Annotated in this window: 12 protein-coding genes and 1 tRNA gene; 6 read left to right on the top strand and 7 right to left on the bottom strand. The window is 64.3% G+C overall.

What is annotated here, in order from left to right:
* Window positions 1–24 precede the first annotated feature (24 nt).
* Window positions 25–1,821 carry an adenylate/guanylate cyclase domain-containing protein gene (locus AC5ZFO_RS26370; RefSeq protein WP_282521860.1) on the bottom strand — a complete coding sequence of 599 codons (1,797 nt, stop codon included), beginning with the start codon at window positions 1,819–1,821 and terminating at the stop codon, window positions 25–27.
* 225 nt (window positions 1,822–2,046) lie between these two features.
* Between AC5ZFO_RS26370 and AC5ZFO_RS26365 the strand changes: the two genes are divergently transcribed.
* Together AC5ZFO_RS26365 and AC5ZFO_RS26360 are read left to right on the top strand one after the other, a co-directional pair.
* Window positions 2,047–2,679, top strand: a complete 633-nt coding sequence (locus AC5ZFO_RS26365) for a LysE family translocator (RefSeq protein WP_282521861.1) — start codon at window positions 2,047–2,049, stop codon at window positions 2,677–2,679.
* Between the two features lie 66 nt (window positions 2,680–2,745).
* On the top strand, window positions 2,746–3,156 hold the full coding sequence (locus AC5ZFO_RS26360) for a GFA family protein (protein ID WP_282521862.1): 411 nt from the start codon (window positions 2,746–2,748) through the stop codon (window positions 3,154–3,156).
* 3 nt (window positions 3,157–3,159) lie between these two features.
* Here the strand turns inward: AC5ZFO_RS26360 and AC5ZFO_RS26355 are convergent, their stop codons facing one another.
* On the bottom strand, window positions 3,160–3,912 hold the full coding sequence (locus tag AC5ZFO_RS26355) for a sulfite exporter TauE/SafE family protein (RefSeq protein ID WP_282521863.1): 753 nt from the start codon (window positions 3,910–3,912) through the stop codon (window positions 3,160–3,162).
* Window positions 3,913–4,004: 92 nt separating this feature from the next.
* Here AC5ZFO_RS26355 and AC5ZFO_RS26350 point away from each other — a divergent pair, with 92 nt between their 5' ends.
* Window positions 4,005–4,895: a LysR substrate-binding domain-containing protein gene (locus AC5ZFO_RS26350; RefSeq protein ID WP_028148086.1), complete on the top strand. Its 891-nt coding sequence runs from the start codon at window positions 4,005–4,007 to the stop codon at window positions 4,893–4,895.
* A gap of 224 nt (window positions 4,896–5,119) precedes the next feature.
* On the opposite strand, the gene AC5ZFO_RS26345 is transcribed toward AC5ZFO_RS26350, so the two are convergent.
* The 3 genes from AC5ZFO_RS26345 to AC5ZFO_RS26335 form a co-directional block, all read right to left on the bottom strand.
* On the bottom strand, window positions 5,120–6,097 hold the full coding sequence (locus AC5ZFO_RS26345; RefSeq protein ID WP_282521864.1) for a Bug family tripartite tricarboxylate transporter substrate binding protein: 978 nt from the start codon (window positions 6,095–6,097) through the stop codon (window positions 5,120–5,122).
* A 22-nt stretch (window positions 6,098–6,119) separates the two neighbouring features.
* Window positions 6,120–6,902: a histidinol-phosphatase gene (hisN, locus tag AC5ZFO_RS26340; protein ID WP_282521865.1), complete on the bottom strand. Its 783-nt coding sequence runs from the start codon at window positions 6,900–6,902 to the stop codon at window positions 6,120–6,122.
* A gap of 547 nt (window positions 6,903–7,449) precedes the next feature.
* Window positions 7,450–8,340, bottom strand: coding sequence for an N-formylglutamate amidohydrolase (locus AC5ZFO_RS26335; protein ID WP_282521866.1), 891 nt, complete (start codon window positions 8,338–8,340; stop codon window positions 7,450–7,452).
* Window positions 8,341–8,668: 328 nt separating this feature from the next.
* Here AC5ZFO_RS26335 and cpdR point away from each other — a divergent pair, with 328 nt between their 5' ends.
* Both cpdR and AC5ZFO_RS26325 read left to right on the top strand, forming a co-directional pair.
* Window positions 8,669–9,028 (top strand): cell cycle two-component system response regulator CpdR, encoded by a 360-nt coding sequence (gene cpdR / locus AC5ZFO_RS26330; RefSeq protein ID WP_007597092.1) that lies wholly within the window; start codon window positions 8,669–8,671, stop codon window positions 9,026–9,028.
* Between the two features lie 74 nt (window positions 9,029–9,102).
* Window positions 9,103–9,177: transfer RNA gene (locus AC5ZFO_RS26325), tRNA-Val, on the top strand.
* Between the two features lie 216 nt (window positions 9,178–9,393).
* Here the strand turns inward: AC5ZFO_RS26325 and AC5ZFO_RS26320 are convergent.
* On the bottom strand, window positions 9,394–9,918 hold the full coding sequence (locus tag AC5ZFO_RS26320) for a Cif family virulence factor (protein WP_282521867.1): 525 nt from the start codon (window positions 9,916–9,918) through the stop codon (window positions 9,394–9,396).
* Window positions 9,919–10,079: 161 nt separating this feature from the next.
* A complete protein-coding gene (locus AC5ZFO_RS26315) occupies window positions 10,080–11,381 on the bottom strand; it encodes a heme-binding protein (RefSeq protein WP_496122803.1) in 1,302 nt (433 codons plus the stop codon).
* A gap of 505 nt (window positions 11,382–11,886) precedes the next feature.
* Here AC5ZFO_RS26315 and AC5ZFO_RS26310 point away from each other — a divergent pair.
* Window positions 11,887–12,372 (top strand): L-2-amino-thiazoline-4-carboxylic acid hydrolase, encoded by a 486-nt coding sequence (locus tag AC5ZFO_RS26310; protein WP_282521869.1) that lies wholly within the window; start codon window positions 11,887–11,889, stop codon window positions 12,370–12,372.
* Window positions 12,373–12,378 lie beyond the last annotated feature (6 nt).

Here is a 12,378-nt window from a genome sequence, read left to right as displayed (position 1 = left end):
GTCGGGACCGAGAAGGCCCGCCTGTCAGGACTCGGCCGCGCGTTTGACGTCGCTTTGCACCAGGGTCAGCTTGCCGAGCGGCACGCCCGCGTTCAGAAGTCCCTCGCGGTAATGGGCAAGGTCCTCGGGCCGCTTCCAGTGGAAATTGCGCAAGTGACGATCGACATTCAGTGTCGGGTAGTTGCGCATCAGCACGCCGACGGCCTCGCCCGCCTCATCGTCCCGGCCCAACTGTGCCAACGCCGCGGCACGGATCGCCAGCGCCTGCATGTGGTTCGGGTTGATGTAGAGCTGCTCGCGGGCCCAGGACAGGGTCGCGTCGTATTGCCCCAGCAGATAATGGCTGAAGGCGTTCAGCGCGGCCCATTGGTAGCGCGGATCGCTGTTGTCGCGCTGTGCGGCCATCGAGAACAGCTCGATCGCCTCGCGGTGCTCGCCGATGACGAAATGGCAGATGCCGAGCACGCCGCGTGCGCCGTTGTCGTAGGGATTGAGCGCGACCGCGCGCTTGGCGGCGTCCATCGCGGCCTCGTAATGCGCCTCCATGGCATGCGCCCAGGACAGGATCGAGAAGGCGAAGGAGGAGCGCGGGTCGAGCCGGACGCTGGTCTCGGCGAGGGCCATCGCCTCGGCCCACATCTCGCGCGTGCCCTTGACCCACCCGAACTGGATGCTCTGGATCTGGATCGTGGCGAGATAGGCGTGCGCGATCGACAGTTTGGGGTCGAGGCTGATGGCTTCGCGGAACAGGCCGACGGCGGTGGCCAGGTCTTCCTTGGTCTGCCGGTAGTAGTGCGACAGCCCCTTGAGGAAGCGGTCCCAGGCGGTCACGTCGGTGGAGAGCCGCGCCGGCGCCGAGGCCTCGGCACGAACGATCTCGGTGGCGATGGCGGCGGACAGATTGGTGGTGATCTCGTCCTGCATCGCGAACAGGTCGCCGATGTCGCGGTCGTAGCGGCCGGTCCAGAGCTGCTCGCCGGTCTCCGGCGCGATCAGCTCGGCGGTGACGCGGATCTTGGCTCCGGCGCGCCGCACCGAGCCCTGGATCAGATAGGTGGCATCGATCTCGCGCGCGATCAGGCGGGTGCCGGTGTTCTTGCCCTTGAACGCGAAGGTCGAGTTGCGGCTCAGCACACGATAGAAGGATTGCAGCGACAGCGCGTGGATCAGATCCTCGGTAAGGCCGTCGGAGAAATATTCGTCCTGGGCGTCGCTGAGATTGGCGAAGGGCAGCACGCCGACGATCGCCGTGCGGTACTGCTGCGACAGCGCCGACGCCTCCCGGAGCTCGGGCGCGAGCGCCGGCGCACCCTCGGGCATCCAGGTCCAGACCCCGACCGGGTCCTTGATGTTCTTGAAGCGATGGTTGCCGGCATCGACCAGCAGCGCGGTCAGGTGTTTGCTCGCCTCCCGGTAGGCCTTGGCCGAGATGGCGAAGCCGCCGGGGCTCGCCACCGATTCGAGGCGGACGGCAATGTTGACGTCGTCACCGAATACCTCGTCCTCGTCGGCGATGACGTCGCCCATGTGGATGCCGAGGCGAAACTGCATGGCGCGCTCGGCGGGCAGGTGATGGTTGCGCTCCGCCATCAGCGTCTGCATCGCGATCGCGGCCTCGACGGCGCCGACGATGCTCGCGAACTCCAGCAGGAAGCCGTCGCCGGTGTTTTTGACGACGCGGCCGCCATGGTTGAGGATGATGGGATGGATCGCGCTGCGATGGGCCTTGAAGGCGGCATGGGTGCCGGCCTCGTCGCTGCCCATCATGCGCGAATAGCCGGCGACATCGGCGCAGACGATGGCGGCCAGACGTCTTTCCATAGTCCGGAGCTCCAAGAGACTTGGACGGGACCGATGACCGGCCACGGCGTGGCAGTCGCCTCGAATCCCGCATTGCCAAGAACCCAGCCTTTATAAAGCAGATAAGGCCGAGCGAAAGCATCATCCGCATTGCAAATTTGAGGTAAATTCCCCGCAATTCTGGCGATGGACGGCGGCGGCCGGACCGAATAAGCCCGCCTTTCAGGGCTGACGGGGGCACCTCACATGCTGGGCATTCACGAAATCTGGCTCTTCATCCTGTCGGGCATATTGCTCAACATCACGCCCGGCCCGGACTCGGTCTACGTGATCGGCCGCAGCATGCAGATGGGCTGGCGGGGCGGTGCCGCGGCCGCGCTCGGCATCAGTTTCGGCTGCTTTTTCCACGTCGCGGGCGCGGCAATCGGCCTTTCGGCCCTGCTGATGGCCTCATCGACCGCCTTCTCGATCCTGAAGCTGGTCGGCGCGGCCTATCTCGTCGTGACAGGACTTCAGATGCTGTGGTCGCGCCCGGCGCTGGCCGCAGTCATCGACGAGCCGGTGCGCAGCCCGCTGCGGCGGGTCTTCCTCCAGGGCGTCTTCACCAACGCGCTCAATCCCAAGGTCGCGCTGTTCTTCCTGGCCTTCCTGCCGCAATTCGTCGCAGCCGATTCCCTGCACAAGCCGCTCGCCTTCCTGACGCTCGGCTTGATCTTCATTTTTACGGGAACGTTGTGGTGCCTGGTGCTGGCGGCGTTCGCGGCAAGGGCCGCCCATCGCTTGCGGAGCTCCGAGGGCGCGATCGCCTGGGTCAACCGCGCCCTCGGCGGCCTCTTCATCTATCTCGGCATCCGCGTCGCCATGCTGGAGACGCGATAACTCGTTCGAACGAATGATGGTTACAGCACGCAGTCGGCCCGATAGAGGCTGCGCGGGGAGGTTTCAATGGTTCGTGGAAGCTGTCTGTGCGGTACCGTGCGTTTCGAGGTCGATCAGGTGCGCGCGCTGACGCATTGTCATTGCGCCAATTGCCGCAAGCTGACCGGTGCCGCCTTCGCCACCTACGCCCATGTCGATGCCGACAAGTTTCGCTTTGTTGCCGGCGAGGACATGACGGTGGCTTACGAATCCGCACCGGGGAGCTTCCGCCATCGCTGCAAGACCTGCGGTTGCCTGACGCCGGGCAAGGCGAGCTATCTGCCGACCGTCAGCATTCCCGCCGGCCTGCTCGATGACGATCCCGATGTCAGGCCCCGCCTCCACGTCTTCACCTCGTCGCGCGCGCCGTGGTGGACGATCCAGGACGATCTGCCCCAGCACGAAAAATGGGTGCCGGGTTACGAGCCCAAATCTTAAGCCTCAGGCGAACTCCTTCAGCAGTGCACTGCCCGCGAGATAAACGCCGAGCAAAATCATCGCGATCAGGAACCAGCGGCGAAACGCTTCCGCCGGCATCCGCGCCCGCACCAACTGGCCGACGAACATGCCGGCAAAGGCCATGGCCATGCCCACGGCGCCCGGCACGGCGTTCGCCGGCGTCAGCAAGCCGCCGGCGGTGAGATTGAAGGCGAGCGCCAGCGTCGCCGTCGTGAAGAACACGCCGAGCGCCTGCACCAGCTCGTCCTTCTCCATGCCGATCGCCTGCATGAACGGCATCGACGGGATCACCTGCACGCCTGTCGAGGCCGAGATCACGCCGGTGATCACGCCGACCACGCCGCCGGCCCATTTCTCGTTCTGGGGCGCGACGCGGAACTCGAATTTGCTGAGCCCGATGATCGCGTAGATCACGAGCAGGATTCCGAGCACGATCGTGCCGTAACGGGCATGGGGACCGGTCAGCGCGCCGGCATTGAGCCAGCATCCGATCACGGTGCCGATCATCAGCGGCCACAGCCGCCTCAGGATGTCGCGCAGATAGGGGCCGGAGAAGGTCTGCCAGATATTGGTGACGATGGCGGGCACGATCACGATGGCGATCGCGCGGCTCGGCGCCATGCTCACCGCGAGCAGGCCCATGGACACGGTCGGCAGGCCGAGCCCGACCACGCCCTTGACGAATCCGGCGATCAGGAAGACGGCGGCGATGAGGATGAGGAGCGGGTCGATCATATCTTGCACATTGACCGAAGCCGCGCGCGGGCACAATCTGGAGGTTACGGAGACAGCCTTCGTTCTTGGCGGAGGCTGAGGAGAATCCAGCCATGCGCTTCGACCTCGTCGACCTCCAGCTGTTCATCGCGGTCGCCGACCAGCGCAGCATCACCCGCGGCGCCGAGCGATCGAATCTCGCCTTGGCCTCTGCCAGCGCGCGCATAAAAGGGCTCGAGGACGCGCTCGGCGTCGCGCTGCTCAAGCGCGGGCGGCGCGGTGTCGAGCTGACTGCGGCGGGCGAGAGCCTGCTCGACCATGCGCGGGTCGTGATGCACCAGGTCGACGCCATGCGCGGCGATCTCGCCGGCTTTGCCAGCGGCGTGCGCGCGAGCGTGCATTTTCTCGTCAACACCTCGGGGCTGTCGGAGCATCTGCCGAAGGCGCTGGCGGGCTTCCTGCGCGAGCATCGCGACGTCGCCATCGACATCGAGGAGCGCGAGAGCACCGATATCGCGGCAGCGATCACCGCCGGTGCCGCCGATCTCGGCTTTGCCGCCGAGCACGCGCTGCCCGACCATATCGAGCGCTTCGTCTTCAGCGAAGACCACCTGACATTGGTGACGTCGCGGCGCGGCCCGTTCGCGGGCCGTCGCCAGATCGATTTTCAGGAGACGGCCGCTTGTGATTTTGTCGGGCTCACCAGTGCCACTGCGCTCCAGATGCACATTTCGAAGCACGCCGCCCGGCTCGGCATGCGTCCGCATTACCGTGCGCGTCTGCGCGATTTCGACGCGATCTGCCAGATGGTCGCCGCTGACGTCGGCATCGCCCTGGTGCCGATATCCGCCGCCCGCCGCTGCGCCAAGCTGATGCCGCTGGCCATGGTCCGCCTGCGCGATGCCTTCGCCAACCGCAAGCTCGTGATCTGCGCACGCAGCTTCAAGGCGCTGCCAAGGCCGGCCAAGATGCTGGTGGAGCATTTGCGGGCGGCGGCGGTGTGAGGGCGGCTTTTTGGATGTGAGCCTACGCTGCGGCTGTGCGCACAACTGCGCTCCCTCCCCCCTTGCGGGGGAGGGCGGGGGAGAGGGGTGGCCCAGGAAAAGGTACCTCTGTCGCGAAGAAGAGAGATCGATGGAGTCCCCGTGTGAACCCCTCTCCCTAGCCCTCCCCCGCAAGGGGGAGGGAACGCACCTGTCGCGTTGTGAGGCCGTTCGCCTACCGCGCGCTACTTCGCCGTCTCGACCCCGGCGTCCTTGATCACCTTCGCCCACTTCTTGGTCTCGTCCGCGATGAAGCTGCGAAAATGCTCCGGCTCGTCGCCGATCAGCGTCGCGCCTTGGGCGGCGAGCTTTTCCTTGACCGCGGGATCCGCCATGGCCTTCGTCGCCAGGCCATGCAGCGCGGTGACGATCTCCTTCGGCGTGCCCTTGGGCGCCACCATGCCGTACCAGTTCTCGATGCGAAGATCAGCAAAGCCCGCTTCCGCGGTGGTCGGCACGTCGGGCGCGGTCGCGGAGCGCTCGGCCGAGCCGACCGCGATCGGCTTCAACGCGCCGGCCTTGACCTGCGGCAGCAGCACCGGAAGATCCAGGAAGGTCATCTGCACCTGCTGGCCCAAGAGATCGTTCACCGCGGGAGCTGCACCACGATAGGGCACGTGGACGATGTCGATCTTCGCCGTCAGCTTGAACAATTCGCCGGCGAGGTGCGGCAGGCTGCCGGGGCCGGAAGAGGCGAAATTGAGCTTTCCGGGCTGCGCCTTGGCGAGCGCAATCAGCTCGCCGATATCCTTGGCGGGCACGTTGGTGGCGACGACCAGCATTTCCGGCACGGTCGCAACCAGCGTCACCGGCGCGAGGTCGCTCGAAGTGTCGTAGGCGACCCGCTCCATGCTCGGGCTGATCGCGAGCGCGCCGGCTGAGGAGATGGCGATGGTGTAGCCGTCGGGCGCGGCCTTCGAGACGGCGTCGGTGCCGAGCACGCCGCCCTGGCCGCCGCGGTTGTCGATCAGCACCGGCTGCCCTGATAGCTCCGACATGCGCTGGCCGATCACCCGCGCGATGATGTCGTTGGGACCGCCGGCCGGGAACGGCACGATCAGCTTGATCGGTTTTGCGGGAAAATTCTGCGCCGATGCCAATGACGGCAGCAGCAGGACCAATCCCAAGAACAATTCAACGAGCAGCCTGCGTGAAATGGTCATGCAAGCCTCCCGCTCGCGATTGTTATTGGTTGAGCAGTTTCAGTGCTTCTTCGTGAACTCTGGCGTCGCCGGCCGCGATGATGCGGCCGCCGCCCTGCGCCGGCTTGCCTTCCCAGGTGGTGACGACGCCGCCGGCGCCGGTCACGATCGGGATCAGGGCCGCGATGTCGTAAGGCTTCAACTCGGTCTCGACCACGAGATCGACGTGACCGGCCGCCAGCATGCAATAGGAGTAGCAGTCGCCGCCGTAGCGCGACAGCCGCGCGCCCTGTTCGATGCGGCTGAAGATGGCGCGGTCGCGCTCGTTCATCAGCAGCGGGCTGGTGGTGTAGCTTGTTGCTTCCGACAGCGCGGCGCAGCGGCGGACCTGGAGCCGGCGCTCGCCGGACGGGCCTTTATACGTGGCCGAGCCGTTGTCGCCGGAGAAGCGCTCGCCGATGAAGGGCTGGTGCATCATGCCGTACACCGGCGCGCCCTTGTGCAGCAGCGCGATCAGCGTGCCCCAGATCGGAAAGCCGCCGATGAAGGATTTCGTGCCGTCGATGGGGTCGAGCACCCAGACATAATCGGCGTCCTCGCGCTCATTGCCGAATTCCTCGCCGACGATGCCGTGCTGGGGGAAGCTCGCCTTGATCAGCCGGCGCATCACCGCCTCCGCGGCGCGGTCGGCCTCCGTCACGGGGTCGAAATCCTTGGTCTTGCTCTTATCGTCGATCGACAGCGAGGTGCGGAAGAACGGCAGGATGGTTTCGCCGGACGCGGTGGCGAGCCGTCCGATGAAGGCTGAGAAGTCGATCACCGTCACGGCGCATCCTCAAAACGAAAGTCGGGTGAAGCTCGCTCTTGCCTAGCTCAATTCGCTTCTCGCGTGCAGCGTTGAGTTGATTTGCACCCTGGTATTTTGGATGCCGCAACCGGTTGCCACATCCCAGTCATATGCTGGCCAAATATCGATCACAGAGTTGAAAACTTAGTTCCGAGCATGCCTTGTTCGTATGCAAACGGTTATCAACCCATTGAATTTCCTTATCAAAGAAACTGAATCTGGGTTTCGCTATAAGCAAATGAGCCATGTGCATATTGCATGGGAAACGGCTCAAAAGGCCTTGCACTTTGTGCGCCGCGGCCGCATATTGTTGCGGTGCGGTAGCGCTCTGCGTTACCGCTGCCCTCCTTGGGCGTTTCCTCCCTAGACTTGGGCCGCTTCTTCATCAGAAGCGGCCCTTTTTTCTTTGAGCCTCGATCTTCACTTCGAGCGCGCGAAAACGCGAAGCGAAGATTCGGCGCACGATACGCTGGCAGCTTGATCTGATGTTTGATCGGCGACGCGATCGCGCGGCGACGGCTCGCGTCTATTCGGCCGCGGCCTGGAACGGGCCGAGATCGCCGAACGGGATCGTCGTCGCCAGCACGTCGGCGAGCACGCCGAAGTCGTTTGCCACTTGCGCAAAGCGCGGACTGCGCTCGCGCCGCCGCTCGTCCATGTAGATCGCGCGGTTGAGCTCGAGCTGCACCGCGTGCAGGCCGCTTGCGGGGTTGCCGTAATGCTCGGTGATGAAGCCGCCGGCATAGGGCTTGTTGCGGCCGATCGAATAGCCGAGGCCGCCCATGGTCTCCTCGACCCTGTCCGGCAGCAGCGGCGTGCAGCTCGTGCCGTAGCGGTCGCCGATCACGATGTCGGGCCGCCGCGGCTCGTCCCTGCTGACGCCGACCGAGGGCATCGAGTGGCAGTCGACCAGCACCACGGTGCCGAACATCTGGTGCACCTTGTTGATCAGCCGGCGCAGCGCGCGATGATAGGGCTTGTACAGCGTCTCGATCCGCGCCAGCGCATCGTCGACCAGGATGCGTTCGCGGTAGATTTCCTGACCGTCGCCGACCACGCGCGGGATGGTGCCTAACCCGCCGGCGACCCGCATCGAGCGGGTATTGGCAAAGCTCGGCAGCCGGCCGGTGAACATGCGGGGATCGAGCTCATAGGGCTCGCGATTGACGTCGACATAGGAGCGGGGAAAGTTGACCCGTACGGTCGGAAAGCCGCGCTCGCTCAAATGGCCGATCAGCTCGTCCATGAAGGAATCTTCGGACCGCCGCAGCGTCGTCAGGTCGATCCTGGAGGCGCTGAGGAATTCGTCCGGATAGGTCGAGCCGGAATGGGGCGAGTTGAAGATGACAGGCGCGCGCCATTGCGCGGGCTCCACGATCTCGAAGGCGGGCGACACGTCGCCGTCAAACCGGGTCATCTTCTCAGGCTTCGTCCCTTCGCGCCGCGGGATCCGGGTCTCGGATCAATTGATTCGGCCGGTGGAGCGGCTCTTATGTGTCGTCATTGTCTGGAATCGCAACCATTCTGCCAAGCGAAAAGATGTGATCGGCGCTGGAACATGTCTTAACCGTGTGGGCAGGGAAGCGGGGATACGCCGGCGCGGCTCGATTGATTCGTGCCGCATTCGGGTTCACAAGTGACCGGCAGCGCAGCCAGCCCAGGGTAAAGATTTTCACCCCAAATTTACCCTCTGTCGGGCTTAGTAACCTCTGCTGATATCCTCTGGGGATTTGACGTTTCCTGCCATGCCCAAAATCCTGCTCGCCGAAGACGACAACGACATGCGCCGTTTCCTGGTCAAGGCGCTGGAAAACGCTGGTTTTCAGGTCTCGTCCCACGACAACGGCATGGCCGCCTATCAGCGGCTCCGGGAAGAGCCGTTCGAGATGCTGCTGACCGACATCGTGATGCCGGAGATGGACGGCATCGAGCTCGCCCGCCGGGCCTCGGAACTCGACCCCGACATCAAGATCATGTTCATCACCGGCTTCGCCGCGGTCGCCCTGAACTCGGATTCGGACGCCCCCAAGAACGCCAAGGTGCTGTCCAAACCCGTGCATCTGCGCGAATTGGTCAGCGAAGTGAACAAGATGCTGGCGGCCTAAATCGGCTCCCTTCGGTCCTTGCACCGGCTCCCCTGAGCCGTTATAGGGACCCGACCCGATCTAGACGATATCTAGGGCGCGTAGCTCAGCGGGAGAGCACTACCTTGACATGGTAGGGGTCACAGGTTCGATCCCTGTCGCGCCCACCATCCTTCGCTCGCAAAGCGAGAGAAGGATGCCACGCCGAAGCCCAAAGGGCGCAGGCGGGCTGCCCGCCACGAGCTTCGGCAAGGCAAGCCCAACAATCCGAAATTGCGAAGCGAACGTGTAGCCCGGATGGAGCGAAGCGCAATCCGGGGTGTATCCTCTCCGACGCCGTCCCGGATTACGCTGCGCTCCATCCGGGCTACGATTCTCGATCGCGGCTATTTCAGTTCCGTGTTCGCGACCGGCAGGACGGAGGCGACTGACCAGCCGTTCGCATCCCGCACGTAGGTCTGGCTGATCAGAAACGTATTCTGTTGGGCTGGCTTGCCGGGAAGGCCGCGCGTGAAGACGATGGGAACGAGGACCTGCATGACCTCGTTCGAGATCACGGCGACGTGGAATTTCGACATGTCGGGTTCGAGGTGCCAGGTGCCCTCGTAATAGCCCTTGAAGCGGTCCGCGACCGCATCTCGGCCTCTTGTCTCGATGCCTCTCGCAAACAACAGCGTGCCGGGCGAATTCCACAGCATGGCCTTCACATCGTCCGCGTTGTGCGCATTCTGCGCGGCAATGAACTTTTCGAAGATGGCTCGTGCCGCCGCATCATCTGCCGCGGCCAGCGCCGGTCCGGCCGACCAGGCCGTCGCCGCGAGAAACAGCGCTGCGGCAATTGCCGCAAGATGACGGCGCCGCGCAAACGGCCGTAGCCTGATCGAGCCTCGAGACATCTTGGAAGGGGGCATGTTCATCTCTCTTTTGGATGACAATGATCATACCATTGTTCGTCTCGCCGGCTTTTCAGGATCGCGCGAGCGGCGGTCACCGTTGCATCACGGATGCGTTGGTTCAGGCCACGTCCCGATGCCGCGGAACGTGGCGCTTCGTCGTCACACCGCCATCCGCCTCACGTCAGCGGCAACAGATGATCCGGGATCGGCACGGGTGCGGCCGGCACCAGCGATGCGACCGAGACGTGCGGCCAGGTCAGCCCGGCGAAATCCAGCATGACCTTCTGTGAATACTGGATCTGCGTCGTCGCCACCCTGACGTGGCCGCCCTTGAATCCCTTGTTGGGCACGAACGGGATTGCGGCGACAAAGCTCGGAACCAGCGGCACGTTGCTTCTCTGGCGCGGTTGCAGGATCACCGGCGGCGTTCCCGGCGGCAGGGCCGGCACGTCGATGTCGTAAACCACCGTCTCGATCCAGAACACCGCGTCCATCTGGAAGGCGTTGGCGTTGGCGCTCCCGCCGCCTGGCGGCGGATTGGGCTGCCCCTCGAGGAATGCGATATTCGCGGTGCCGCCCGCGAAGTTCGGCGCGGTGGGATGAGGTCCAGGCGAGGGAATGGCCGGCAGCGGTCCGTCGGACAGCGGCGTGCCGGGCTTCGTGGATGTCTCGATGACGATGGTCTGCGTGATGGTCTGATGCGCGATCTGATTGCGCAGCACCGTGTTCGGATCGGTGATCATGGCCTGGGTGAGCCTGCCGGAGGCGATCAGCGCGGTCAGATCCTGAGGCAGCCTGCGAGTCGTGTTGTTGGTCGCGGTCTGGTTCTGGAATGCGATCTTGTTGCCCGGATTGCCGCCGACGAACGGGGTGATGTCGATCGCCGCGATGGTTGGCTTGCCGGCGACCGGAGCCAGCGCGGTGCCTTGCGCAGTGATCGTCGTGCCGTGCGGGATCGATGCCATGCGCGCAACGGTGAACGGCTCGTTCGGAATGGTGGTGGCGGGCACCGCCAACCAGATGCCGGGTTCGAAGTGAATGCCCACGGGCTCCTGCGTGGTGACGTCGCGGATGGTCTGCAGATAGGGCACGCCGTTCAGGAATGCGTCCCTCTGCTGGTTGGAGCCGCGATTGGGGATCGAGCCGAGGCTGGGTTCGAAGGAGAGCGTCTCGTCGGTGAGATTGAGCTCCAGCACGTTGTCGTCGGGATCGGTCGTGTTGACTGGTCCCGGCATCGGTGTCGGCGTGATCTTGCTCTCCGGCCGGAAGATCGTGTTGAAACCCCTACCCGTGAACGTGCCCTTGAAGGCCGCAAGCGGACCGAGGGGCGACGGCAGGGTGACCGGCGGGGGAGCTGCCGCTGCCGCTGCGGCGGCCGCCGCCGGCCGTGCGGCAGCCCTGAATGCTTCATCGACCTCGTGGATGGAGAAATTCGCGGTCTTGGTGAATGCACTGGTGAGTGGTTTGGGCTCGTCCATGGTGATCCCTCGCGATGCTGCAACTGTCGATGCCGGCATTTCCCCGGGCCGGCTGTCCGGGCAGGTGAGTCCTGGCAGGTGAGTCCTGCGCTATTGCGCCTCGTGATCCCGATCGCGTCTCGTGATCCCGATCGCGTCTCGTGATCTGCCCGATGCCGGGCATGACAACATCGTTCACGCGCGCTCATGCGCGCGTGCCGACTACGTGCATCGATCGGGCTTACGTTGTTGGTCGGGCCGGATACTGAACGGATCTGCGTGAATCGATCGTGATTTTCAACTTGCGGTTCGAGCAAATGTGCGGTCGCGAAATTGGCGAGCCCTGCGAACTGGCCGAAGCATTGCTTCCTTCTCCGTGCTCGAAAATGAGATCATCAAAATGAATGTCGGGCGCCTGGCCGGCTTCGGTTATACTGGACCATCATACAACCTTAAGATGGTCGCAAATGTGTGCCAGGTCACAGGGCCAAAGAGTCGCAGCAACGAGAGACGAGCGAGGCTGCCCATGAGCGTTTCCGTCATCGAGCAAGCAAAAATCCAGGCGCAGGTGCTGGTGCCGCTGGTCAAGGCATTGCAGGCCGAACTCGGCGAGGCGCGCGCCAACGCGCTGGTGCGCAAGGCGCTCGGCGATCTCTATCGCGGCTTCGGTGAGGCGTTCTGGAAAACGAAGAACGAGACCGAGAACAAGACCGATCTCGGCAAGGCCGTGTCGTCGGCGTTCAAGACCTATGCCCGCGACGATGCCCTCGCCTATGACGTCGTAGCGCAGACCGAAGACACCTTCGCGTTCGACGTGACGCGATGCGCCTATGCCGAGTTCTACAAGGCGTTGGGCGAACCGGAGCTCGGCTTCCTCCTGGTCTGCACCGCCGATTTCGCGACCGCGGACGGGTTTGGTCCCGACGTCAGGCTCACGCGCACGCAGACCATCATGCAAGGCGCCAGCCATTGCGATTTTCGCTACCGGCGCGAGGCCGGGGGATCACGGTGAAGGGGA

This window comes from Bradyrhizobium sp. Unk1 (assembly GCF_059512345.1).
Note: the sequence above shows the minus strand (reverse complement) of the source record. Positions and strands in the feature narration are given on the sequence as shown.